This is a genomic window from Arthrobacter sp. GmRoot5-12, assembly GCF_059739365.1.
Genome location: NZ_AP046056.1, coordinates 2,968,929 through 2,991,316, shown reverse-complemented (window position 1 = coordinate 2,991,316; position 22,388 = coordinate 2,968,929). Strand labels below are relative to the sequence as shown.

At 65.5% G+C, this 22,388-nt stretch carries 22 protein-coding genes and 1 pseudogene; 11 read left to right on the top strand and 12 right to left on the bottom strand.

Annotated features, from left to right (window positions below):
• Nucleotides 1-2: 2 nt before the first annotated feature.
• Nucleotides 3-1,244, bottom strand: coding sequence for an acyltransferase family protein (locus tag AC6JAM_RS13740; RefSeq protein ID WP_497935046.1), 1,242 nt, complete (start codon nucleotides 1,242-1,244; stop codon nucleotides 3-5).
• A 143-nt stretch (nucleotides 1,245-1,387) separates the two neighbouring features.
• Here AC6JAM_RS13740 and AC6JAM_RS13735 point away from each other — a divergent pair, with 143 nt between their 5' ends.
• Both AC6JAM_RS13735 and AC6JAM_RS13730 read left to right on the top strand, forming a co-directional pair.
• Complete coding sequence (locus AC6JAM_RS13735) at nucleotides 1,388-2,125, top strand: ANTAR domain-containing protein (RefSeq protein ID WP_497935044.1); 738 nt, start codon at nucleotides 1,388-1,390, stop codon at nucleotides 2,123-2,125.
• 91 nt (nucleotides 2,126-2,216) lie between these two features.
• Nucleotides 2,217-2,633: a VOC family protein gene (locus AC6JAM_RS13730; RefSeq protein ID WP_056392939.1), complete on the top strand. Its 417-nt coding sequence runs from the start codon at nucleotides 2,217-2,219 to the stop codon at nucleotides 2,631-2,633.
• A gap of 14 nt (nucleotides 2,634-2,647) precedes the next feature.
• Here AC6JAM_RS13730 and AC6JAM_RS13725 read toward each other — a convergent pair whose 3' ends face one another.
• Nucleotides 2,648-4,099: an FAD-dependent monooxygenase gene (locus AC6JAM_RS13725; protein WP_497935041.1), complete on the bottom strand. Its 1,452-nt coding sequence runs from the start codon at nucleotides 4,097-4,099 to the stop codon at nucleotides 2,648-2,650.
• A 195-nt stretch (nucleotides 4,100-4,294) separates the two neighbouring features.
• Here AC6JAM_RS13725 and AC6JAM_RS13720 point away from each other — a divergent pair, with 195 nt between their 5' ends.
• Nucleotides 4,295-4,630, top strand: a complete 336-nt coding sequence (locus tag AC6JAM_RS13720; RefSeq protein ID WP_018768675.1) for a YciI family protein — start codon at nucleotides 4,295-4,297, stop codon at nucleotides 4,628-4,630.
• Nucleotides 4,630-5,877: an RNA polymerase sigma factor gene (locus AC6JAM_RS13715; protein ID WP_497935039.1), complete on the top strand. Its 1,248-nt coding sequence runs from the start codon at nucleotides 4,630-4,632 to the stop codon at nucleotides 5,875-5,877. The genes AC6JAM_RS13720 and AC6JAM_RS13715 overlap by 1 nt, the downstream gene beginning before the upstream one ends.
• Before the next feature lie 277 nt (nucleotides 5,878-6,154).
• Here AC6JAM_RS13715 and AC6JAM_RS13710 read toward each other — a convergent pair whose 3' ends face one another.
• The 6 genes from AC6JAM_RS13710 to pdhA all read right to left on the bottom strand — a co-directional run bounded on the left by AC6JAM_RS13710 (nucleotide 6,155) and on the right by pdhA (nucleotide 12,017).
• Nucleotides 6,155-6,889, bottom strand: coding sequence for a family 16 glycosylhydrolase (locus tag AC6JAM_RS13710; RefSeq protein ID WP_497935036.1), 735 nt, complete (start codon nucleotides 6,887-6,889; stop codon nucleotides 6,155-6,157).
• A gap of 441 nt (nucleotides 6,890-7,330) precedes the next feature.
• Entirely contained in the window at nucleotides 7,331-7,639 is a 309-nt protein-coding gene (locus tag AC6JAM_RS13705; RefSeq protein WP_186447800.1) for a hypothetical protein, read from the bottom strand.
• Between the two features lie 209 nt (nucleotides 7,640-7,848).
• Complete coding sequence (locus tag AC6JAM_RS13700) at nucleotides 7,849-7,995, bottom strand: lmo0937 family membrane protein (RefSeq protein WP_018768678.1); 147 nt, start codon at nucleotides 7,993-7,995, stop codon at nucleotides 7,849-7,851.
• A gap of 172 nt (nucleotides 7,996-8,167) precedes the next feature.
• Nucleotides 8,168-9,664 (bottom strand): dihydrolipoamide acetyltransferase family protein, encoded by a 1,497-nt coding sequence (locus AC6JAM_RS13695; RefSeq protein WP_497935033.1) that lies wholly within the window; start codon nucleotides 9,662-9,664, stop codon nucleotides 8,168-8,170.
• Nucleotides 9,665-9,666: 2 nt separating this feature from the next.
• Entirely contained in the window at nucleotides 9,667-10,794 is a 1,128-nt protein-coding gene (locus AC6JAM_RS13690; protein WP_497935031.1) for an alpha-ketoacid dehydrogenase subunit beta, read from the bottom strand.
• On the bottom strand, nucleotides 10,791-12,017 hold the full coding sequence (gene pdhA / locus AC6JAM_RS13685) for a pyruvate dehydrogenase (acetyl-transferring) E1 component subunit alpha (protein WP_056392928.1): 1,227 nt from the start codon (nucleotides 12,015-12,017) through the stop codon (nucleotides 10,791-10,793). Before pdhA ends, AC6JAM_RS13690 begins: the two co-directional genes overlap by 4 nt.
• Nucleotides 12,018-12,360: 343 nt before the next feature.
• Between pdhA and AC6JAM_RS13680 the strand changes: the two genes are divergently transcribed.
• From AC6JAM_RS13680 to AC6JAM_RS13650, 7 genes are all read left to right on the top strand, one after another.
• Nucleotides 12,361-12,588, top strand: coding sequence for a hypothetical protein (locus AC6JAM_RS13680; protein ID WP_056392926.1), 228 nt, complete (start codon nucleotides 12,361-12,363; stop codon nucleotides 12,586-12,588).
• 179 nt (nucleotides 12,589-12,767) lie between these two features.
• Nucleotides 12,768-13,229, top strand: coding sequence for an Lrp/AsnC family transcriptional regulator (locus AC6JAM_RS13675; protein WP_018768683.1), 462 nt, complete (start codon nucleotides 12,768-12,770; stop codon nucleotides 13,227-13,229).
• An 891-nt stretch (nucleotides 13,230-14,120) separates the two neighbouring features.
• On the top strand, nucleotides 14,121-14,573 hold the full coding sequence (locus tag AC6JAM_RS13670) for a hypothetical protein (RefSeq protein ID WP_488315751.1): 453 nt from the start codon (nucleotides 14,121-14,123) through the stop codon (nucleotides 14,571-14,573).
• Between the two features lie 78 nt (nucleotides 14,574-14,651).
• Complete coding sequence (locus AC6JAM_RS13665; protein WP_497935026.1) at nucleotides 14,652-15,788, top strand: COG1470 family protein; 1,137 nt, start codon at nucleotides 14,652-14,654, stop codon at nucleotides 15,786-15,788.
• Between the two features lies 1 nt (nucleotide 15,789).
• Complete coding sequence (locus AC6JAM_RS13660; RefSeq protein ID WP_497935022.1) at nucleotides 15,790-16,287, top strand: hypothetical protein; 498 nt, start codon at nucleotides 15,790-15,792, stop codon at nucleotides 16,285-16,287.
• Complete coding sequence (locus AC6JAM_RS13655) at nucleotides 16,284-18,416, top strand: OmpL47-type beta-barrel domain-containing protein (RefSeq protein ID WP_497935019.1); 2,133 nt, start codon at nucleotides 16,284-16,286, stop codon at nucleotides 18,414-18,416. Before AC6JAM_RS13660 ends, AC6JAM_RS13655 begins: the two co-directional genes overlap by 4 nt.
• A 175-nt stretch (nucleotides 18,417-18,591) precedes the next feature.
• Entirely contained in the window at nucleotides 18,592-19,218 is a 627-nt protein-coding gene (locus AC6JAM_RS13650) for a maleylpyruvate isomerase family mycothiol-dependent enzyme (protein ID WP_018768689.1), read from the top strand.
• Here the strand turns inward: AC6JAM_RS13650 and AC6JAM_RS13645 are convergent.
• The 4 genes and pseudogenes from AC6JAM_RS13645 to AC6JAM_RS13630 form a co-directional block, all read right to left on the bottom strand.
• Nucleotides 19,200-19,562 (bottom strand): ArsR/SmtB family transcription factor, encoded by a 363-nt coding sequence (locus AC6JAM_RS13645; RefSeq protein ID WP_018768690.1) that lies wholly within the window; start codon nucleotides 19,560-19,562, stop codon nucleotides 19,200-19,202. The two genes, AC6JAM_RS13650 and AC6JAM_RS13645, sit on opposite strands and share 19 nt — an antisense overlap.
• The gene (locus AC6JAM_RS13640; RefSeq protein ID WP_018768691.1) at nucleotides 19,559-20,017 is read right to left on the bottom strand and encodes an SRPBCC family protein; all 459 of its coding nucleotides are present in this window, start codon (nucleotides 20,015-20,017) and stop codon (nucleotides 19,559-19,561) included. Before AC6JAM_RS13640 ends, AC6JAM_RS13645 begins: the two co-directional genes overlap by 4 nt.
• A 130-nt stretch (nucleotides 20,018-20,147) precedes the next feature.
• Nucleotides 20,148-20,360, bottom strand: a complete 213-nt coding sequence (locus tag AC6JAM_RS13635) for a hypothetical protein (protein ID WP_018768692.1) — start codon at nucleotides 20,358-20,360, stop codon at nucleotides 20,148-20,150.
• A gap of 517 nt (nucleotides 20,361-20,877) precedes the next feature.
• Nucleotides 20,878-22,133 (bottom strand): annotated as a pseudogene (locus AC6JAM_RS13630) (MFS transporter).
• Nucleotides 22,134-22,388 lie beyond the last annotated feature (255 nt).

Sequence of the window (22,388 nt, the reverse complement as noted above, 5' to 3'; positions counted from 1 at the left end):
CGTCAGTTGATCAATTGGCCGGCAGGCTCGGGTTCCTGCGCTGGTTGCTTGGAAGCATTAGGCGCGGAAGGCGCGCGGCCCGGAGTCCCGGGAGTGGAACCTGCAGGCGTTGAACGGTCGACGGCGGGCTCCAGCCTTTTGTTCGCCCATCCCCGGAGCGGCCGCTCAACAAAGCGGAACGACGCGTACGCCAGCAATACCGTGAGGGCTGCGGTCAGTGCGATGCGGAGCGGCAGCGCCGGGATCAGGGGCATCAGCAGCAGGTAGACCGGCAGGTGCCAGAGGTACAGGCCGTAGGACAGATCGCGGCCGGGGCGGGCCAGCCAGGGGTGGCTGAGGATACGGGAAAGGAACCCGGCCGGCTGGAGCACCAGGGAACCGATCAGTACCGCGGACAACAACGCGAGCGCCGCGGGCCCCCACGTCCAAAACAGGTTGAACCAGTCGCCGGGGGTGTCCGGCTCCTTAAGCAGGAACAGCGCTGCCACCAGGGAGATGCCGGCCAGCGGTGCAGCCCAGCGGGCAGCGGACACCAGTGCGCGGTGCAGCCGGGAACCGTCCCGCACGGCCGTGAACATCAAGGCGAGCGCACAGCCGATCAGCAGTTCGTCCGCCCGGGTGTCCGGTCCGTTGTAGATGCGGTCCAGCGGCTCGCCCGCGTTCACCAGCAGGAACCGGTTCAGTACGAAGACGGCGGCCAGGGCGACGGTGGCCAAGGCTGAGGTACGGACCTTCCAGAAGCGGAGCATCAGCAGCAGGAGCAGCGGCCACACCAGGTAGAACTGCTCTTCCACGGCGAGGGTCCAGGTGGGGCCGAGGGTTTCACCCGCGATGGACTCGCCGAACATGCCAAAGTGCGCCAGGTTCATCACGTACGCGGCAGCGGGAAGGACGAACCCCGCCTGGCCGCCCCAGCCTGACGCCGGGAACAGAAGGCCGACGGCGACGATCACCGCGCAGAGTGCCAGGAGCGCCGGCCAAAGCCGGGCCAGGCGCTTGGCGTAGAAGACGCCCAGGTGGAGCCGGCCGGTGGCGATCCGTTCCTTCATGATCAGCAGCGTGATCACGAAGCCGCTCAGCGTGAAGAACACGTCAACACCGATGGATCCACCCGGCATGGAGTCGGTGGCGGTATGGAAAAAGAACACGCCCGCCACGGCGATGCTCCGGAGCCCATCCAGGGCATGCTTGCGCCCCGCGATCAGCCCCGTTTGGGGCGCCGACGGGCGTTCCGATACTGACAAATTTCCGCTGCTGGACCTAAAAACCACTAAGCAAGCATATATAACGTTTCCATAACTGCGCTGTGCGCGGGCTTGGAGAAGGCTGGTATCGGTGCGCTGATCCCGCCCTTGTGGCTGATTCCTGCTGCTTCTACATTGAAAAGATGGTGGACCAGGACATGGCGGACGACTTTGAAGGGATTGTGGATCTGATCGCCGGGACGGAGGACATCAAGTCGGTGCTGGATGGACTCACCGGCTTCGCGGCAGCCAGCATGACCAGCACTACCGGAGTGCCCATCGAATGCGCTGTCACCCTGCACCGGCGCAAGCGTACGGCCACCATCGGCGGCAGCAGCGGCAGGGCCGCGGTGCTTGACCGGATTGAACAAACGCTGGGAGACGGGCCCTGCGTGGAAGCGTTGGAAAGCGGAGTTCCCGTCCTGTTGGGAGACGTTTCGTCCGACCTGCGGTGGCCGGAATACCGGAGCGCCCTTTCTGCCGCGGGGGTTACCAGTGCCCTTGGCATCCCCATGAAGATGGATGACGACGCCGGGGCAGTCCTGGATTTCTTTGCCCCCTCCACGGGGTGCTTCACTGAGCAGGCGGTGTCTGATGGGCTCCGGTTCGCCGAAATGGCGGGAAAGGCCCTGCGGCTCGCAGTCCGGATCGTGGCTGCGGAACAGCGGGCCGAGCACTTGAAGTCGGCCATGGACACCAGGACCGCCATCGACCTGGCCTGCGGCATCATTATGGCCCAGAACAACTGCAGCAAGGATGCCGCCTTCGGCCTTCTCAGCAACGCCTCCAGCACCCGGAACCAAAAGCTCAACGAACTCGCCGAAACGCTGGTGGACCGGTTCTCGGGCCCTGGAACAGCTGAGGCCCACTTCGACGACTGAGGCTTCACCCCAACCCCTTCCCGCTTGGGGAGGGCCCTGTTAGCATGACGCGTGCCGACAACGAAGTCCCGCTCACAAAAGGAGTCCCCGTATGCCCACCCGGCTCAATCCCTATCTGAGCTTTCGAAACAATGCCCGTGAAGCCATGGAATTCTACAAAGACGTCTTTGGCGGTGAACTGAACATCGGCACGTTCGCGGAATTCCAGGCCAGCCAGGATCCCTCCGAAGACCAGTTGGTCATGCACGCACAACTCGATACCCCAACGGGGCTGACCCTGATGGCGTCGGACACCCCGCAGCGGATGGACTACACGCCCGGAAACACGTTCAGCATCTCCCTCAGCGGCGGTGACGACGCGGAACTCAGGGGCTACTGGGAGAAGTTGTCCGACGGCGGCACGGTGACAATGCCGTTGAACACAGCCATCTGGGGTGACACCTTTGGCATGTGCACCGACAAATTCGGTGTCCAGTGGCTGGTGAACATCGCCGGGCCGAAGCAGTAACCTGCGCTGAGAGGTCAGCCGCCGGCCCTGCCGCACCAGGTGTCCAGGGCCTCGGCAAGCCCGTCTGCTGAGCCCGCGCCCACCCAGGCGACGTACCCGTCCGGCCGCACCAGGACTGCGGCGGGCGCACCCACAGCACCCAGCACGGGAAGCTGCCAGCCGCCGTCGTACGTGGCCGGAACATGCCGCACCCTGCCGTTGGAAAGGCCCGCACCCAACTCCTGCCCGCTGAAGTCCAGCAGCAGGGGCCGCGCCTGGTGCAGCAGTTCGAAGACCCGGATGGGACCTTCGGCAGTGGTGACTTCCAGGTCCGGCATCCGGCGACCCAGGAGCGGATGGCCGGCGCCCAGGTCGTAGGCCACGTCGAGCCCTGTCACAAGCGCCGCGATGGGAACCCCGGCCCCCTCCACGCGGAGCACCTCGCCCAGCAGGTCGCGCAGCGCCTCCTGCCGGGGGTCTGATTTTTGGAAAAGCGACTGCGCCATGGTGTACTTCAGCGCCCGCTCCCCCGCCTGGTGGCGCTCCGCGTGGTAGGTGTCCAGCAGTTCCTCGCCGGTGAGGCCCCGCACCACCTGCCCCAGCTTCCACCCAAGGTTGACCGCGTCCTGCACGCCGAGGCCAATACCGAGCCCGCCTGTCGGTGAGTGGACATGCGCCGCGTCGCCGGCCAGCAGCACCCGGCCCTTCCGGTAGGTCTCCGCCTGGCGGGTGGCGTCGGTGAACCGTGACAGCCAGGTGGGACTGTGCACGCCGAAGTCGGTGCCGAACACGTCGGTCAGCGCCTGCCGCAGGTCCGCCAGGGTGGGCTCGGTGGTTGGACCGAGCACAGCCTCGGTCACCACCACGCGGACCGTGCCGTCCCCCATCGGGTAGAGGCCGTGGATGCCGCGGGCGTCCACCTTTCCCTGCTGGACAGGCTCCCCCGCCACCTTCACCTCGGCAATCAGGCTGCTCCGGGTTGCGTCCGGGCCCGCCATCGTGATGCCCGCCGAACGCCGCACCGTGCTGCGGCCCCCGTCGGTGCCCACCACATACCGGGCCCGCAGCGATCCGCCGGCGCCAAGATGAACGGCCACGCCGCCGTCGTCCGCCTCCACGCCGGTGACCTCCACGCCGCGCCGGACCTGCACGCCCAGCTCCTCCACCCACTCAAGCAGCAGCCGCTCAATGTGGTTCTGGAACAGCGCCAGCGTGTATGGATGCCGGGTGGGCAGCCCGCCCAGGTCCAGCGGTGTGTTGCCGAACGTGGCCGCGTTAATCGTTTTGCCCTCGGCAAGGAACCTGTCCACGATGCCGCGCTGGTCCAGCAGTTCAAGGGTGCGGGAATGGATTCCGCCCCCGCGGGAGCCCGCCAACTCCTGGGACTCCCGCCGTTCAAGGACAACGGCGTCCACCCCCGCCAGCCGCAGCTCGCCCGCCAGCATCAACCCCGTGGGCCCACTCCCCACAATCACCACGTCATGCATGCCGTCCCCCTCAATCCACGAATAGTCGATCGCCAGTATGCGGCACCCCCGGGGCCTTGCGGCAAGGCCCCCGCGGCGGGGTACCTTGGAAATGGAAGGGGATTCCCGCGCTGCTGTCGATTTTCGCTTCCGGTGCGCGTCGTATGGGTAGGGGCTCCACTGAAGGGCTCCGGCCAACAGCGAAGGGAGCACGACATGTCCAAGTATTTGATCCTGATTTTCCAGGATGAGGCGGTAGCGCGGCAGGCCGAAGGCGAGTCGATCAGCGCCAGCTACCAGGAGTTCATGCAGCGGCGCGGTTCCAACCTGATCAACGGGGCCGCCCTGCAGCCATCCTCGACCGTGACGTCCGTCCGGCGTGATGGGTCGGGCGGGTTCCTGGTCTCGGATGGTCCGTTCGCGGAGTCGAAGGAAACCCTGGGCGGCTATTACCTGGTGGAGGCAGCCGACCTGGATGAAGCCCTCGAAATCGCCAAGGAGGTACCCGCCGGGGTTGGAGTCGAGGTCTGGCCCGTTCGGGTGGTCAGCTGATGCCGCACGCCGCCAGCTCCGAGGTCGCCGCGGCAGTGGCCGACGCCCACCGGCGCGAATGGGGGTTCGTGCTGGCGGCCACGGTGCGTGTTGCCGGGGATATCGACGCCGCCGAAGAGGCGGTCCAGGACGCGTATGCCAGTGCTTTGTCCACGTGGGGCGTGAACGGAATCCCCAGGAATCCGGGGGCCTGGCTTACGGTTACGGCACGACGGCGTGCCCTGGACATGCGGCGCCGCGTGGCCACCCTCCAGCGGGCCCTGCCCAAGCTGCTGGAACCTGAGGAGTATGGCGACGACGTGCCGGACGCTGATGACATCCCGGACGACCGGCTCCGGCTGATTTTCACCTGCTGCCATCCCGCCCTGGCGCTCGAAGCCCAGGTGGCGCTGACGCTGCGGCTGCTGTGCGGACTGTCCACCGCCGATGTGGCGCGCGCGTTCCTGGTCCCGGAAGCCACCATGGCGGCACGGATCACCCGCGCGAAAAAGAAGATTGCCGCCGCCGGCATCCCCTACCGGGTACCGCCGGTGTCTGAGCTGCACGAACGCGTGGACGGCGTGCTGTCGGTGGTGTACCTGGTGTACACGACGGGGCACACCTCCCCGTCAGGTTCGGACCTGATGCGCCGCGACCTTGCCGAACGCGGCTTGGAGCTGGCCAGGACACTGCGGGTCCTGCTCCCCGCTGACCCCGATGTTGCCGGCCTGTTGGCCCTGGTCCTGCTTACGGACGCCCGCAGGGACGCCCGGGTGGACAAGCAGGACGACCAGGTTCTGCTCGAGGACCAGGACCGGTCGAAATGGGACCGGCGTGCCATCGCGGAAGGTGTTGGGCTGTTGCGGGAGGCCTTGGTTTCGCGGCCTCCGGGCAGGTTCGCCCTGATGGCCGCGATTGCCGCTGTGCACGATGAAAGCGGATCCTGGTCCGACACCGACTGGCAGGAGATCCTGGTCCTGTATGACCTGCTGATGGAAAGGTGGCCGTCCCCGGTGGTCCAGCTCAACAGGGCCGTCGCGCTGGGCTTCGCCGTGGGTTATGCGGAAGGCCAGGCGGAGCTGGATGCGCTCGGTGCCGAGCCGCAGCTCGCCCGGTACCCGTATCTTGCCGCGGCGCGGGCAGACTTCCTGGCCCGGCTTGGGCACCCGGAGGAGGCGCGGGTGGCGTTCCAGGAAGCCCTGATCCTCACCGGCAATGAGGCGGAGCGGCGTTCCCTCCGGGCCCGCCTGGGTCAACTCGTGGAGTAGCCATCGCCGGTTCCTGTCCTGTTCCGGGCAAAGGGAAAGCCCCTCCTAGGAGGGGCTTTCAACGTAGTGGTCATTTGTCTGTAGGTAACGGTCAGTGGTGATGCACTCCCCCTTCCCGGACGCCCCCGGCGCCCATCCGGACTATGACCCAACCCACTTTAATAACATGTGGCCAGTGCGTAAAGACCCTTGTGCCGAAAAACTTGAAAGGAATGACGACGGCGCGGGGCCGCCGTCGTGCCATGGCTGGTTGGGTCAGTCCAAGCCTTCGCCGTGGCTAGGACCTAGCCCAGATGGACACCCAGTCGACCAGGACGTGGCCGCTGGTCTCGGGCAGCGGGCATTTTGGCGAGCAGGACTCGGTCTGCAGGATGTAGTGCATGGGTGTGTTCAGTCCGAACGACCTGGACACGCCGATCGAATTTCCATCAAGGAAGAATTCGATGCCGTCGGCACGCCACTCAGTAGTAGCGATATGCCAGTCCCCGTACGGTACTTCCGGACGTAGGGCGTCCCAACGGTGCACGCCGTTCTCCACGCCGTGTACGGCTGCGTAGATGAGCTTTGACAGGTCTCCCTCGGGAAAATCGATCTCGCCGTCCTCGGGCCATCGCTTGCTGTCCGGCCACAGCAGCCAAGCCAGTTTGAATCCCGGCAGGACATCGGCCTTGAAGCGGACCGAATAGCGCCCGTACACCAAGCTGTTGTACGGCCGCTGGCTGGCCCCATCCAGTTTCGGTGACGGAGCAGCACCCATTGCCACACCGTTTTCAGAATGCAGGTAGAAGTCCAGGACGCCATCGTGGACACTCAGGACCTTCGACGGGAAATACCCGGATGTCCGTTCGCCCTTGTTTTGCTGCTGGGCGGCTGTGTCCGGCGTGCCGTCCGCGTAGTTGGCGCTCCAGCGCGTGCCGTAGACGGGGCCCGGGAATCCGCCAGTGCCAACGTCTCCTTCGGCGAAGTCCTCAACAAAGACCTGCCTCCAGCCAGGCAGGTCTCCCACTGGCACGGACAGGGAGGCTGCAGAAGGGTCTGAGGGTCGATCGAGGACAAGGGGCGGTACCGAACCAGGCGAGGGCTCCTCTGTTGGTGGCTGTGCTGACTCAGAGGCCGCGGAAGGGACGTCCGTCGCCGCCTGCGCTGAATCGGAGACCGTGCTCTCCGGTTCGGCTCCCTGGGGCGGCGATGAACCTGGAGCACGCCTGAGGTCGCCGCATGCCACAGCTGATAAAAGCGTCATAACCAAGACGAGGACGACGCAAGTCCATGCACGATGCTGAATCCTCTTCAAGAGTTTCGCTCCTCCCAGAAGACCTTGGACGGGAGCCTGGTCCCCCTAGTCAATTCAGCCTACGGACAAGCCGCGCATTCGGTCACGAGTAGTGGGTACTCATATTTCCGTTCAGGGCCTTGAGGGGGCTACGCGTTAGGTTGATTACGGGGAGGAGCGTCAGCCCAATGGGGATACCGTGCGCCAGTATGAGGTTGCGCCGGTTTCCTTTTGGTGCGCGTTACGGGAAAAAAGCCCTGTCCCTGACTCGGCCATAGGCGGCGGAATACGGACAATTTCGAGTTCAAAGATATCGAGCAGACACCTGCTTCCCGTCAATGTGTCCAGAATCCAAAACCGCCCGTATTCCGGGTCTGTGTCCGTCACCGGGCCCCGATGAATCAACGTGTTCTGGTAGAAAGCTTCAATCGCATCGCCGGAAACGAGCTCACTGCAGGATCCAACGACATGGGGGTCAAGACTTGTCACGACTCATCCTTTCTCTTGGCTTACAGATCCCCCTGTCTCATATCTTTCCTGCGCAAGCTGACTGCCGGGTGTCTACAGGATGATGATTCCCTGACATTTTGGGTGCGGGGCCCCGCACGAGCCCACGCAAAGGCCCGGCCCTGGATCGCGGGTGCTAGCCGACTACCGGGACCGGGCCTTTGTGTGACGGACGGGCCTTTGCAGGAATGTCAGGCGCGGGTCCTGCCACGCAGGAAATGGAAGATCAGGACCACCACGGCGACAACCAGAAGTATGTGGATCAGTCCCCCGCCGATATTGGCGAGCAGGCCCAGAAGCCAGAGGACCGCGATGATAATGGCTATCCAAAGCAACATCAGAATCTCCTTGGTTCGTTTCCAGATGGCACATATATACCCCCGCCAGGGGCGGCCCCTGGAAAGGCCCACAAAGGTTTACCGCGTGGTGCCTCTTACCCTAATTCAGATTTTCACTAGGGGAAATGGCGCCACGAATTGCACCAAGAATTCATCCCTCAAACAGCGGCCACTAAATGTCGGCCAGCAGCGACGTGGGGTTTTCGATGGCATCTGCCACGAAGCGGAGGAAGCCGCCGGCGGTGCCGCCGTCACAGACGCGGTGGTCGAAGGTCAGCGTGAGTTCGGTGACCTTGCGGACCGCCAGCTCACCGTTGACCACCCACGGCTTGTCGATGATCCGGCCGACGCCGAGGATGGCCACCTCCGGATGGTTGATGATCGCCGCGGACCCGTCCACACCGAACACGCCGTAGTTGTTCAGGGTGAACGTGCCGCTGCCCAGCTCGGTGGGCGTCGCCTTCCCGTCCCGGGCCACCTGGGTGAGGCGGCGGATCTCGCCGTCGAGCTCCCTGGCGCTGAGCTTCTCGGCGCCGCGGACGGACGGGACCACCAGGCCCCGGTCGGTCTGCGCCGCGAAGCCCAGGTTGACGCCGTCGAACGCGACGATCTCCTGCGACCCGTCCTCCGCAGCTTCGATCCGGGTGTTCAGCTCCGGGTACTTCTTCAGCCCTGCGGTGACGAAACGGGCGATGAATGCCAGCAGGCCAGGAGCCTCGGCGCCGTTGGCCTTAAGTCCCTCGCGGAGCTCCAGCAATGCGGTGGCGTCCACATCCACCCATACGGTTGCTTCCGGGATCTCGGACCGGCTGCGGGCCATGTTGGCGGCCACGGCCTTGCGGACCCCACGGACCGGGGTGCGGGCGGCAATGCCAAGCCCGGTGCGGGCGTCCACGCCGTTGGCCGGGGCGGCTTCCCGGGGCGCCGTGGCCGGCCGCGTTTCGGCGGGCTTGGCCTCCTCGGGCTTGGCTGCGGGGGCTTCCACCGGTGCAGTGGTCCGCAGCGCAGCCTCAACGTCGCGCCGCATGATCAGGCCGCTGTCGCCGGAGCCTGAGATGTCCCCGAGGTCGACGCCGTGCTCCCGGGCCATGCGCCGGACCAGCGGCGAGATCACCGCGCCGAGCTTGCCGGGGACGCGGGTGCGCAGGAGGGTGAGGTCGTCCTCGGTGGGCTTCGGTTCAGCCGGCTCAGCGAGGGCGACGGCGGTCTTCCGGGCACGGGTGCGCCGGGCAACACCGTGTCCGCCGGGAGTCCCATAACCGATCAGCACATTGCCGGATCCGGCCTTCTCTTCTTCCCGGTAGGCTTCGGCTGCCGCATTGGCCGGCTTGGGCTCGGCAAGCTCGGTCTCTGTGGGCTGGACTTCCGGCTGGGCCGGCGAAGGGGCGGGGGCGGCATCATCCGCGGCGGCCCCGGCATTAGCACCAACAGGCGTCACCGTAATCAGCGGCTTCCCCACGTCCAGGGTCTCGCCGGGCTGGCCGTGCAGTTCGGTGACGATTCCGGCATACGGCGACGGTACCTCCACGGCGGACTTGGCGGTCTCCACCTCGGCAATCGGCTGGTCGACGGCGATCTCGTCGCCCACGGCAACGTGCCAGGAGACGAGTTCAGCTTCGGTAAGGCCCTCGCCGAGGTCGGGCAGCAAAAACACACGTGGTTCGCTCATGGTCAGTTCTCCCACTGAAGGTCGTCAACGGCGTCGAGGATGCGGTCCACGCCGGGCAGGTAGTACTTCTCGAGTTTGGGTGCCGGGTAGGGGACGTCGAATCCGGTAACGCGGCGGATGGGGGCGGCCAGGTAGTGGAAGCAGCGTTCCTGGACCCGGGCCACGATCTCGGAGGACACGGACGCGAAGCCGTGCGCCTCGGCGATCACCACGGCCCGGCCGGTCTTGCGGACGGACGCGCACACGGTGTCGTCGTCGAACGGGACGATGGTCCGCACGTCGATGACCTCCAGCGAGCGGCCTTCCAACGCGGCCGCTTCGGCGGCGGCGAGCGCGGTGGGGACGGACGGGCCATAGGCAATCAGCGTGGCGTCCGTGCCGGGACGTGCGACGGCGGCACGGCCTTCGGAGGTGCGTCCCGCCGTCGTGCCTTCCGCGGGAGCACCTTCCTCGTGAAGGCGGCGGAGCTCGGCAAGGTCCACGGAGTCCTTGGTCCAGTACATCTTCTTGGGCTCCATAAAGACGACGGGGTCGTCGGAGTCGATGGCTTCGCGCAGCATCCGGTAGCCGTCGGCCACCGTGGCGGGGGTGTACACCTTCAGGCCGGCGGTGTGGGCGTAATAGGACTCGGAGGAGTCGCAGTGGTGCTCCACGCCCCCGATGCCGCCGCCGTAGGGGATGCGGATCACCATGGGCAGCTTCACGGCCCCCTTGGTGCGGTTGTGCATCTTGGCCACGTGGCTGACGATCTGCTCGAACGCAGGGTAGGCGAACGCGTCGAACTGCATCTCGATCACCGGGCGCATCCCGTTGATGGCCATCCCCACGGCCATTCCCACGATTCCGGATTCGGCCAGCGGGGTGTCGAAGCAGCGCTGCTCGCCGAACGTGGCGGTCAGGCCGTCGGTGATGCGGAAGACCCCGCCCAGCATGCCCACGTCCTCGCCGAACACCAGGACGGAGGAGTCGGCGTGCATGGCGTCCGCCAGGGCGGTGTTGAGGGCCTTGGCCATGGTGACGGGCTGGGGACCCGCGGCTTCGGCGGACGCGGCGGCCGAGGCTGCGGCCCGGGCGGTGGCGGCACTGACGTTGCCGTTGGCTTCGGACGAGGTGGTGATGGTGGGGCTCACTTGCCGGCCTCCTGTGAATCAGTAGCTGCTGCGTCGCGGGCCAGCTCGTCGGCGAGCATGGCGGACTGTTCCTTCAACTGCGGCGTCTGCCGGGCGAAGACGTGGCGGAACAGTTCCTGCGGGTCCACCTGCACGTCCTCGCTCAGGCCCTCGCGCAGCTGGGCGGCAACCGCTTCAGCGTGGGAAGCGATGCGTGCTTCGGCGTCGTCATCCAGCAGCCCCCGGTCCGTCAGGTACGTCCGCATCCGGTTGACGGGATCCTTGGCCCGCCACTCCGCAACCTCGCTGTTTTCCCGGTAGCGGGTGTCGTCGTCGGCGTTGGTGTGGGCCTGCATGCGGTAGGTGTTGGCTTCCACCAGGAGCGGGCCGGAGCCTTCACGGGCGAGTTTCACGGCGCGGTCCAGGACGGCGAGGAGGGCCACCACGTCATTGCCGTCCACGCGTTCGCCGGCCATGCCGTAGCCCACGGCCTTGTGCGCCAGCGACGGCGCCACGGACTGGTGCGCCAGGGGCACCGAGATGGCGTACTTGTTGTTCTGGACGAAGAAGACCACCGGCAGGTGGAAGACGGCAGCGAAGTTCAGGGCTTCGTGGAAGTCGCCTTCGCTGGTGGCACCGTCACCGCACATGGCCAGCACCACGGTGTCCTCGCCGCGGAGCTTGGCGGCGTGCGCCACGCCCACGGCATGCAGCAACTGGGTGGTCAGCGGCGTGCACTGGATGCCCACCTTGTATTTGAGGGGGTCGTAGCCGCCGTGCCAGTCGCCGCGGAAGATGGTCATCACCTGTACCGGGTCCACGCCGCGGGTCATCACGGCCACGGCGTCGCGGTAGGTGGGGAACATCCAGTCATGCTCGGACAGGCAGAGGGCGGCGGCCACCTGGCAGGCTTCCTGGCCGTGGCTGGAGGGGTAGACGGCCATGCGGCCCTGCCGGACCAGGGCGGAGTTCTGGTCGTTGACGCGGCGTCCGACAACGAGGCGTTCGTACGCTGCCAGCAGTTCGTCATCGCCGGGCACAGGGTATTCGTGGCCGGGCTGGGTGCCCTGCTCGCTGTCCGGGATGAGCCGGCCGTCCGGATCCACCATCTGGATCTGGTGCCGGGCGGGGAGCATGTAGTCCTCCACCGTGATGCCGAACTTCTTTACAGCTTCCGTGAGCGCATCGTCTGCGGGCTCGGTGCTGGCGGTGTCCGGCGCGGTGTGGTCTGCGGAGATCGTCATTGGTCCGTCCTTCGGTAGCCACTATTCCCTCCCAGTATTGTCCCGGGCGAGGTTTCGTATCCAGCACCTGCGCAAATCGTGGAGAAGCTGCCCTGAAGTGCCTGCTTTGGAAGACGATTTGTAACTGTGACGTGGATTACCGACCGGAGCCGTGGACAAAATGCCGGGCAGGGAAACTGCACCTGCTTCCATCCGGGCGCGAAAGCCTGGCGGCCAACGGAAAGAAGTGCATTGACCCCTGTCTCCCGAAGGCCCACACTCGGATGATGCGGGTACGCACCGTCCCGGGACATCCGGGACTGCGGCATTTTCCTAACAGCAGTGACAGGCGGGGGCGTTAGCTATGGAAATAGCCAAATTGTGGGACAGGCTCGACCCGGACACGCGGCAATGGCTGGTTGATAATCCCGGCTGCAAGATCCTTCCGCGCACCGTCGCGGCGGCCATCATGAAGAGCACCGGAGTCGAATTCGAACAGGACCGGCATGGCGAAACCGTGCTCTCGCCCGGCGACTGCGACTTCATCCGCGGCGCAGCGGAGGGGACCGGGACCCGCCACCACGGGTCCTGATCCACACCCCGGACGGCCCGGGAAAGGCCGACCGGCCGAGCATCATTCGTTCCAGCGGCGTTCCTGCTGCGGTTTTGTATTCCCGCGCGCTCCTGCCACGGAGACTCTCTTCAAATCTGCCTACTATGGAAGACGATTTGTATTCGTGAGGTGGAGTACCGACGGGAGCCGAGTGCACAATGGCGGGCAAGGATGTGGCGGCCGAGGTTCCGCTGGATGAGATCGACCGGCGCATCATCAGCGAACTCACCCGGGACGGCCGTATGTCCGTCACGCAGGTGGCGGAAAACGTGCACATTTCCCGGGCGCATGCCTATTCTCGCATTGCCCGGCTGACCGGTGACGGCGTGCTCACCCGGTTCACCGCGCTGGTGGATCCCATCAAGGCAGGGTTGAAGTCCTCCGCCTACGTGACGCTGAAGCTGAAGCAGGATTCGTGGCGGGAACTCCGCGACCAGTTGGGCGCCATCCCGGAGGTGCACCACATCGCGCTGGTGGGCGGCGACTTCGACGTGATCCTGCTGGTCCGGGCCGTGGACAACATCGACCTGCGCCGCGTCATCTTCGACCAGCTGCAGACCATGCCCGGCGTGCTGGACACGCAGACGTTCCTGGTGTTCGAGGACGTGGATACGCGGTAAGCCGGCCTTCCTCGCTGCCGCGCACCGAAATTAAGCGGCCAATATTGAGCCGACCTTGATGAATTCTTGACCGGATCCGGGGACGTCCTTGATGCGTTCCCTCCAAAGTGATGCGTGAAGGACGGGAGCGCATCGCTGATGCACCTGGGTACTGGGTCCCAGTCAACCCGCGCCTGCGTCGGATAACACCGACGGTCTCAGAAGCCTGGCGGCGCTAAGCAAGGGCGCCGCCAGGCATCCAACTTAACGTTCCACACAAGACCAGGGGCCTGCGGCGGAGGCACGGATCAGCGTCGATCCGAAAAAGCCGCCGGCCCCCGCACCCCAAGCGGGAAGTACGACGGCGGGACGCGCCGCCGTCGTACGCTCGCGTCCCTGCGTTGATTGACGCGCATATTCGCCCACGACGCGCACATTCCCTTTCGCCGCCCACATTCGAGCCACGCCACGGAATATGCGCGTCGAAAATCACGAAGCGCGTCGAAGTTCACTTCCTGCGGCGCACCACCAGCACGATGTACAGGGCAACGGCCACCGCCACCAACGCGCCGATGCTGACCCCTGCCGTAGGACCGTCAAGCATGCCGGAACTCCTCTCCAGCGAGACATCGTTACTGACGCCAACAGCATACGTCCGTCCGTCGTCGTCGCCCCGCCCGCTGCGGACAGCGGGCTGAAGTGCGTTGGCCCGGCATTGACTTTGGCCACCCGAGTAGCGGCGCACGAATCCCAGTAGTGGAATTCACACTCCCCTGAAAATTCGAGTACCGGTACGTGTTGTTGGGCAGAGCTCCAGCCGAAAACATTGGGTCATCGATCCACCGAAAGGCACCAGGATGGGGCCGCTCATGGGGGAACGGGTTCTCAATCACATTCACAAGGAGTCTTTCCATGCGCCCAATGACCAAGAAGAACAAGATCGCCGCTGTCGCCGCATCCGCCGCCCTGGTGGCTGTTGGCGGCGGCGCTGCATACGCCTACTGGAGCACCACGGGCTCCGGCACCGGCGGAGCCACGGCGGCGTCCACTACCCAGCCGGTCTCAATCACCGTGACGGTGGAACAGGGCGTCGCCCCGGGCACCCCCAAGAGCATCACCTACACGGCCACCAACCCGAACACCAGCAGCACCCCGGTGACACTGGTCAACCCACAGGTCTCAACCAGCGACGCAAAGTGCCTGCCGGGTTGGTTCCTGGCCACAGTCCCGGCCGGCCCCACCACAGTCCTCGCCGGCGCAACCACCGGCCTTGGCACCGGAACGCTGACGCTCAGCGATCTCCCTGACACGGACCAAAACGCCTGCAAGGGCGCCATGATCACTGTGACCGTCGGCAGCAACTAACAAACGAGCGGGCCGGGGACGGGTGAAAACCCCGTCCCCGGTTCGTCGTCAACCGCACCAAAGTGGAAGGGGCACGGGGTGCACAACAAAGACGGGCAACCGCGGCATCGCCTGCGGCAGGCCATCAAGGTGGCGCTGATCGGGCTTGTGGTGATGCTGGCCAGCGCGGGGGCGCTGTTCGCCGCAACGCAAAGCACCAAAGCGGGCATCACGGTCCAGGTCTCGCCCGCCAGCCAGTCGGTCCAGCAGGGGCAGTCCGCGGCGTACACGGTGACGGTGACGTCCACCGGGGGCTTCAGCGGTGCGGTCAACCTGACCACCGCGGGACTGCCGGCCGGAGCAGCAGGTGCCTTCACGCCGTCGTCCGTCACCCTCAGCTCAGGCACCACGTCAACCTCCACCCTGAATGTCAGCACGGCAGCCACCACCCCGGCGGGCACCAGCTCGTTGACCATCACTGGCACCAGCGGCAAGGTCTATGGCAGCGTCACCGCCGGCCTCACCGTGAACTACAAGATCTCCTCCGGCCTGACAGTCGCCGCCTCCCCTGATTCCCTCACCGTCCCGCCCGGTTCCACCGCGGTGTACACCCTGCAGATCACCCGGAACAACCTGTCCGGGCCGGTCACCTTCAGCGTCCTGGGCGGACTGCCCTCCGGCGCCGCCGCAACGTTCTCGCCCAATCCGGTGACCGGGACCTCCACCACCCTGCAGGTGGCAACCACGGCCGCGTCGCCGAACGGAAGCTACAGCCTCTACCTCATGGGCACGGGCAAGGATGCCGCCGGGAAGGCCCAGTTCGCCTACGCCAACGTGCAACTGGTCCTGGACTCCACCATCAAGCAGTTCGTCCTCTCCGGAAACGTCCCCGGCACCCTGTCCCCCGGCACGTCGGCCGGCCTGGACCTGCAGATCAGCAACCCCAACAACAAGGCGCTGTCGCTGACCAACATGTCAGTGGCGGTGGCAGGCGTCACCCGCAGCGCGGACGCCGTGGCCAGGAACCTTTCCTGCACCGCAGCGGACTTCGTGGTCTCGCAGTACAGCGGCCCCTACCCGGTCTCCGTTCCGGCGGGCAGCAGCTCCCTTTCCGGGCTCCGTTTGGCACCGTCGGTGTGGCCCAGGGTGGGAATGCTGGACACCTCCGCCAACCAGGACGGCTGCAAGGGTGCCTCGCTCCAGCTCAGCTACTCAGGATCAGGACAGGGGAACTGAGATGACCGCCAACCCAACCACCCGCCGTCGTGCGGTTAGGGCAGCGGCCCTCGCCGGACTCCTGGCCGCTGCCGGCGCCGGAACCGCCTACGGGTACTGGGGCACCGCGGGCACCGGCACCGGGTCCGCAGCCGCGGCCACCATGCAGGCCGTCACCGTGGACGCGCTGGTCGCCGGGGACAGCCCGAAGGCGGCGCTTGTTCCCGGCGGTACTGCCGACGTCGTCCTCCGCCTCACCAACCCCAACCCCTACGCCGTGCAGGTCTACAGCGTCACGGCCAACGGGGCCGCCACCGCGGACGCGGCACACCCCGGCTGCACCACCACCGGAGTCAGCTTCGTGGGGAGCGCGGCGCCACTGTCCCCGGCCACCTTCGTTCCGGCCAACTCGTCCACCCTGCTCACCCTTCCAGGATCGGCCGCCATGGATACCACCTCTCTCGCAGCCTGCCAGGGCGCCACCTTCCACCTTCCCGTCACGGCGGAGGTGCGCAAATGAGCCTCGCCATCCGTGCTTTGTTCGGCCGCCCGTCGCGCCGGGTGCCCTGGATCATCACCGCGCTCCTGCTCCTGCTGGGCACGGGTACCGCTGCCTATGCCTTCTGGGCCTCGACCACCAGCAGCAACAACGCGGCCGCCGCTGCCGACGCGCTGTCCGCCGGGTCCAAGCCCGCCGTCACCGCCAACGGTGCCTCGCTCAGCGTCAGCTGGGCAGCCGGCACCACGGTCAACGGCCGGGCGGCCACCGGGTACACCGTCACCAGGTACGCGGCGGCCACGGGCGGCACCGGAACACCGGCAACAGGTGGTTGCGCGGGGACCGTCACCACGCTCACCTGCACCGAACAGAATGTCCCGGGCGGCATCTGGTACTACACGGTCACCCCCACCATCGCGCTGTGGACGGGTTCGGAAAGCCCGCGCAGCACCGGCGTCAGCAGTGACTCCACCGCCCCGGTGGCCTCGGTGTCCGGCATTTCGCCCACCCCCAACGCCGCCGGCTGGAACAGCACCAGCCCGGTCACCGTGACCATCACCGCCGACGACGGGACGGCTGGATCCGGCGTCGCCTCCATTACCTACGCGGTCGACGGCGGCGCCAAGCAGACTGTGGGCGGCAGCGTCACCAGCATCCCGGTGAGCGGCGACGGAACGCACACGGTCTCCTACTTCGCCACCGACAACGCCGGCAATGCCGGCACGGCGCAGAGCCAGACGGTGCGGATCGACACCCAGGCGCCTGCCGGGCCGGGGCTCAGCGTTCCCGGCTTTGTGAACTCCGCCAACGTTGCCGCCGTACCCGTCACCGGAACGGCGGAGGCGGGGGCCAAGATCACCCTTACTGCCAGCGATACCGGCTCCGCCCATTCCGCTCCCCCCGCGACCGCCACGGCTGACGCGACCGGAAATTGGACCGCGAGCCTGGACTTGACCAGCCTGAACCAGGGCACAGTGACCTACTCGGCGGTGGCCACGGACGTTGCCGGAAACACCAGCACGGCCAGGACGACGACGAGCATCAAGGACACCATTGCTCCTGCGCCAGCGCAGGGCGTGGGCGTGCCGGTATACGTCAACAGCACCACCGTTTCCTCCGTTCGGGTCTTCGGAAGCGCCGAAACCGGGACCACTGTGACGGTTGCGGCCACTGACACCACTACTGCCCCTCCGGTCACAGGCACGGCCACTGACCCCGGAACGGGTTGGTCACTGAACCTGAACCTCACGCCGCTCAAGGATGGAACGGTCACCTACACCGTCACCGTCAAGGACGCCGCAGGCAACAGCAGTTCGGCCGTGACACCGAGCCCCACCAGTTTGAAAGACACTTTGGCACCGAAGCTGACCATTGACACCCCGGCGTACATCTACTCGGGCAACGTGAGCAGCTATAAGGTCAGCGGCACCAATGATCCTGGCCTGACCGTCAGCCTGAGCGTCAGCGATTCAACCACCAGTGTCCCGGCAACGGCATCAGGCACGCAGTGGACAACCAACGGCCTCAACCTGGCGGGCCTGAAGGAGACGTCCACCGTTATTCCGGTAGTCACGGTCACCATCACTGCCACCACCAGCGATGCGGCAGGGAACAGCAGCACGGTCACGGCCACAGCGGTCAAGGACACCCAGGGGCCCACGGTTACCTCAGTCAAGCTGCTCAACGGCGGCTCGACCAATACCCGCCAGGCCTCAGCGGACGCTGGCGACACCATTACCCTCAAATTCTCGGAAAAGTTGGACCTGGCCAAGGTGTGCACCAACTGGACCGGCTCCCAATTGTCGGGCACCGCAACGATCACTGATAATGCGGGCAATGACACACTGGGTGTCACGATCCCCGGTTGCTCCGTCGGCACGGTATCCCTCGGCGGGGACTACCTCAACGGCGCCGCGGCCACCTTTGGAGCCCAGGGAACAGGCTCAACCCTCAACTGGGATGCCGCCAACAACGCCCTGGTTATCAAACTCGGCAATGCGCCTAACGGCAGCTCAGGCGCGGGCACACTCAACGCGGGTGTCCCTGCGGGCCTGCCGGCGTACGCCCCACCACAGAGCTTGACCGACGTGGCGGGGAACCTGATCGGTACTGTCTCGTTCAGAGACACCCTCTCCTCAGGACTGGGATAGGTGACGCGTTACCGGCTCCCCACCGACTATTCGGCGGGGAGCCGGTGCGTGTCCGGCCGGGGTGTGGTTCACGCTCCTTACGACACACCCCACATACACTTTGGCTAGCGGATCCAGCAAAGGGGCGCGTGATCAAGCACCCCCGGACCGCCCAAGGGAACAGGAACCCAACGTAATGACGGACTTTGATGCCTTGATCGACGCCGAACGGAACCGCCTCATCGGCGCCCTGGAAAGGCTCGACGACGAACGCTGGAACTCACCGAGCCTGTGCGGTGGCTGGCGGGTGAGGGACGTCGTCGTCCATCTCCTGATGCCCTACCAAATGTCCCTACCGCGGTTCTTCATCAATATGGCCGCAGCCGGGTTCGCGTTCGACAGGATGGCGGACCGCTGGGCCACCCGGGACACCCGCCCGAAGGATGAACTGCTGTCAGCCCTTCGGCGCACGAAGGCGGAGCGTTTCGGGGTTCCAGGCGCCGGCCCTGAAGCACCGCTGAGCCACCTTGTCATACATGCGGAGGACATCTACAGGCCCCTGAAGATCGACCATGTGATAGAGCCGGAGAGTGCCAACATCGTCCTGGACCAGCTCACCACGCCCCAGGCCCAGCGTTCACTGAAACCGGGCCTGATCGATGGGCTTGCCTTCTCCACCCAGGACACGGGCTGGAGGCACGGCACCGGCGCTCAGGTGCTGGGCAGCGCGTCGGCCCTGATCTCCACCCTTGCGGGGCGGCAGGGATCCGCAGCCGAGCTGACCGGCGAAGGAGCCATTCTGCTTCAGGGCAGGGGCCGCTGACTTTCCCGATCCCGGCTGCTTCGTTGAATGGCTTCGGCCATGCTCTTGATTCTCTGGAGCCGGGCATCCCATGCAGCGCTGACCGACGACAACTGGGCAACGGCGCGGGAAAGCTCTGCCTGGTTCACCTCATAAACGCGTTGCCGGCCTGCGGGCCTGACATAGACCATCCCCGCACGGTGCAGTACCTCCAGGTGCTTCGCCACCGCCTGCCTGGTCACGGGCAGCCGGGTGCTCAGGCCCGTGGCCGTGCCGCCGCCTTCGGACAGGATCAGGTCGAGCATCTTCCGCCGGGTGGGATCACCCACCGCGGACCAGAGATCGTCGTCGATAGCGATGGTCATTGCGCAGCGACCAGCCGGCCGATGTAGGCCACAAGCCGTGGCAGGAAGTAGTCCCAGCCCCGGACGTGGTCATTGTAGTTAAGCTCGACGTCAGCTTGCTCCCATCCCTTGTCCTGGAACCCTGCCTCCGTAAAGCGCAGCAGTGTCCCCGAGCCCTGCGGAATCAGCTCAAAAGTCACCAGGAGGGAGTTTTCCGGCGATGCCGCGGCTTCGTCGTAAACCCACCTGAAGGAGAAGCGCCGCGACGGCTCGACCTCCACAACCGTCAGCTTCACCACTTTTGCATCTGCCGCCGTCCGGTCGCCGAAGACTATGTCCCCGCTTGAACCCGCGGTGGGGTCAAAGGCGGCCTCATCGGGCCACCATTGGCGCAGGTGTTCGGGGGTGCTGATGACCTCGAAAACAATCTCCGGCGCCGCTTCAATGTGGATTTCCCGCTCAATGCTGTTGTGCATGTCCAGTTCCTTTCGCAACCATTGGTTGCTAAGAGCCTAAACGACGCAGCACCCGAAGCGCAACCATCGGTTGCGCAGGCGTCTTCGCCAACCCGGAGCGGCAGAGATGACGACGGCTGAGATCGCCTGCCTACTTCTGCTCGGGTATCCAGAAGGGAGCATTCACCCCCGCTCCTGTAAGGTTGTCGCAGCGGACCAGCTGGGTGCCGATGCGCTCCAGCGGGCAATCCACGTAGGTGTTAAGGACTTCCTCGTCATAGCCCGCGGTGGCCGGGGCTGGCCCTGCGGAGAGGAAGAGTGCCGGAAAAACGGCAGCGATGACCGGGACAGTGCGCTTGTGCAACGGGGGGCTCCTTGGATTCGGCAAGGGAGATTGACGGGCGGCCGGCCCTGGACGAGGGCCAGCGCAACTGGGTCCCCAGCCGATTCCCCAAAATGCGAATCCTGCCAGCTCAGGACTCTCCGGCAGGACCAAAGTACATGAACCGCCCGGGCCGTCATAAGGGTCCCGGGCACCCCTTATGCAGCACGGCCTACCCAATCATGACTCCCGCAATCCCGGGAACGGGCGCGGGGTGGGCCTACGCAACGAAAGGAAAATCCCCTCCTCCTGGAGGCTTATCCCCCAACACCCACCCCTCCGGACCCCTCTCCGGCCCTTAGTTGTTCGCGTGGATATGCGGACTCCTCTCCCCCACAAACCCACAATCCGTTGCACTGGCGCAACTGATGCGGGGGTGGGTCATGTCTCGGAATGGCCCACCCTCACCGCTGAGTTCCCGTGACGAGCGCCTACCAGTGACGAGGCTGCGACCGGCATCCCGCTACCGGCGCAGTTGCCCGTGCTGCAAGGGCGCCCGTCAGGATGTTTTCTTCCTGGTTGCTTCTGCCTCTGCCCCGCCGGAGAGGGCACCCTGCAGTCGGGCACCGGACAGCGGCCTGTCACCGCTTCGCCGCAATGTCAGCATCACCAGGCCTGCAGCCAGGAGGCAACATGCCAGGAAGATGGACGTGGCCAGGAAACTGCCGTGCGTCACATCCTGCAGGAAACCACCAACGTAGGGTCCAACGAATCCGCCGAGGTTTCCTACCGCATTGATCAGTCCCATAGCGGTGCCGGCGACGGCCACCGGCATGGCCCGGGACGCTGAAGCCCAGAATGGACCGTCGTAGGCCAAGGCCCCGGCGACGGCGATGCTAATGAGGGTAACCGCAAGGAACGGCATATTGTCTCCGGTTGCTACCGAGACCACCAGCGCAACAGCACCGACTGCCATCGACAGCAGCACGTGAGTGGAGTAGCGGCCGGAACGGTCGGCCGCTTTGGCGTTGTACCAGAGGCCGACCATCGCCAGCACGTACGGAACTGCGGTGATGAGCCCCACCTCCATAGACGATCCGGAGGTAATTGTCTTGATCACGTGCGGCAGCCAGATGTTGATGCCATAGAAGCCAATCTGGATGAGGAAGTACACCAAGGTCAGTCGCCACACAACCGTGTTGGACATAACGTGGCGCAGGCCCAGTTTCTCCTGCTGAGGATGTTCCCTTGCATCCGCAGCAAGCCCATTCTCGATGTACTCACGCTCCTGGACCGAGCACCATGCCGCCTCGCGCGGATGGTCAGCGATCAGGGCCCACCACAGGGGTGCGGCGATGACGAAGGGGAAGATGCCCTCGATGATGAACAGCCACCGCCAGTCCGAGAAGGAGAGAATCCAGCCGGAGAGGGGGCCGTAATGATGGAGGCGATGGCGATGTTCATCATCCAGAATGCGTAGGCCCGTGCCCGCTCAGCGGCCGGGAACCAGTGGCTGATCAGGACAAGGATCGCAGGCCAGATTCCGGCCTCGGCGACACCCAGGAAAAAGCGCACCACCAGCAGTTGCGTGAAATCTTGGATGAATCCGGCAAGAACGGCCAGTACGCCCCAGATGAGCACCATGATTCCGACGAACTTCTTCGCGCTCCAGTGCTCGGCGAGGTGGCCGCCTGGAATTTGCAGGACGAGATAGCCGATGAAGAAGATGCCTGCAGCCAGGCCCTGCTGGGCGGCGTCGATGCCCAGGTCCTGATGGAGTCCGTTCAGGGCGAACCCGATATTGGTCCTGTCCATAAACGAAATGATGTAGACGACAATGGCGACGGGAATCAACCGCTTCCACCGGGCATTGCCCACTGCCGTAGCTGATTTGACGTTCTGTGCCATTGGAAATGCTCCTTCGCGATATGGCTGATCAGACCGCCCCCCCCCAGTAAAGCTACTGCTCTCCCGCGGACCTCGTCGGGGTTCGCTTTCCGCCAAGCGGCGGAACGAGCGGGACTTGTTCGGATAGAGCGGACCTGACGTTGCAGGCTTTTACGCCTTGAG

Bases quoted from the DNA above. Each gene is read 5' to 3' on its own strand.
- AC6JAM_RS13735 (WP_497935044.1), top strand. From the start codon at position 1,388: ATGGTGGACCAGGACATGGCGGACGACTTTGAAGGGATTGTGGATCTG.
- AC6JAM_RS13730 (WP_056392939.1), top strand. From the start codon at position 2,217: ATGCCCACCCGGCTCAATCCCTATCTGAGCTTTCGAAACAATGCCCGT.
- AC6JAM_RS13725 (WP_497935041.1), bottom strand. From the start codon at position 4,099: ATGCATGACGTGGTGATTGTGGGGAGTGGGCCCACGGGGTTGATGCTG.
- AC6JAM_RS13720 (WP_018768675.1), top strand. From the start codon at position 4,295: ATGTCCAAGTATTTGATCCTGATTTTCCAGGATGAGGCGGTAGCGCGG.
- AC6JAM_RS13715 (WP_497935039.1), top strand. From the start codon at position 4,630: ATGCCGCACGCCGCCAGCTCCGAGGTCGCCGCGGCAGTGGCCGACGCC.
- AC6JAM_RS13700 (WP_018768678.1), bottom strand. From the start codon at position 7,995: ATGTTGCTTTGGATAGCCATTATCATCGCGGTCCTCTGGCTTCTGGGC.
- AC6JAM_RS13695 (WP_497935033.1), bottom strand. From the start codon at position 9,664: ATGAGCGAACCACGTGTGTTTTTGCTGCCCGACCTCGGCGAGGGCCTT.
- pdhA (WP_056392928.1), bottom strand. From the start codon at position 12,017: ATGACGATCTCCGCAGACCACACCGCGCCGGACACCGCCAGCACCGAG.
- AC6JAM_RS13680 (WP_056392926.1), top strand. From the start codon at position 12,361: ATGGAAATAGCCAAATTGTGGGACAGGCTCGACCCGGACACGCGGCAA.
- AC6JAM_RS13675 (WP_018768683.1), top strand. From the start codon at position 12,768: ATGGCGGGCAAGGATGTGGCGGCCGAGGTTCCGCTGGATGAGATCGAC.
- AC6JAM_RS13670 (WP_488315751.1), top strand. From the start codon at position 14,121: ATGCGCCCAATGACCAAGAAGAACAAGATCGCCGCTGTCGCCGCATCC.
- AC6JAM_RS13660 (WP_497935022.1), top strand. From the start codon at position 15,790: ATGACCGCCAACCCAACCACCCGCCGTCGTGCGGTTAGGGCAGCGGCC.
- AC6JAM_RS13655 (WP_497935019.1), top strand. From the start codon at position 16,284: ATGAGCCTCGCCATCCGTGCTTTGTTCGGCCGCCCGTCGCGCCGGGTG.
- AC6JAM_RS13650 (WP_018768689.1), top strand. From the start codon at position 18,592: ATGACGGACTTTGATGCCTTGATCGACGCCGAACGGAACCGCCTCATC.
- AC6JAM_RS13645 (WP_018768690.1), bottom strand. From the start codon at position 19,562: ATGACCATCGCTATCGACGACGATCTCTGGTCCGCGGTGGGTGATCCC.
- AC6JAM_RS13640 (WP_018768691.1), bottom strand. From the start codon at position 20,017: ATGCACAACAGCATTGAGCGGGAAATCCACATTGAAGCGGCGCCGGAG.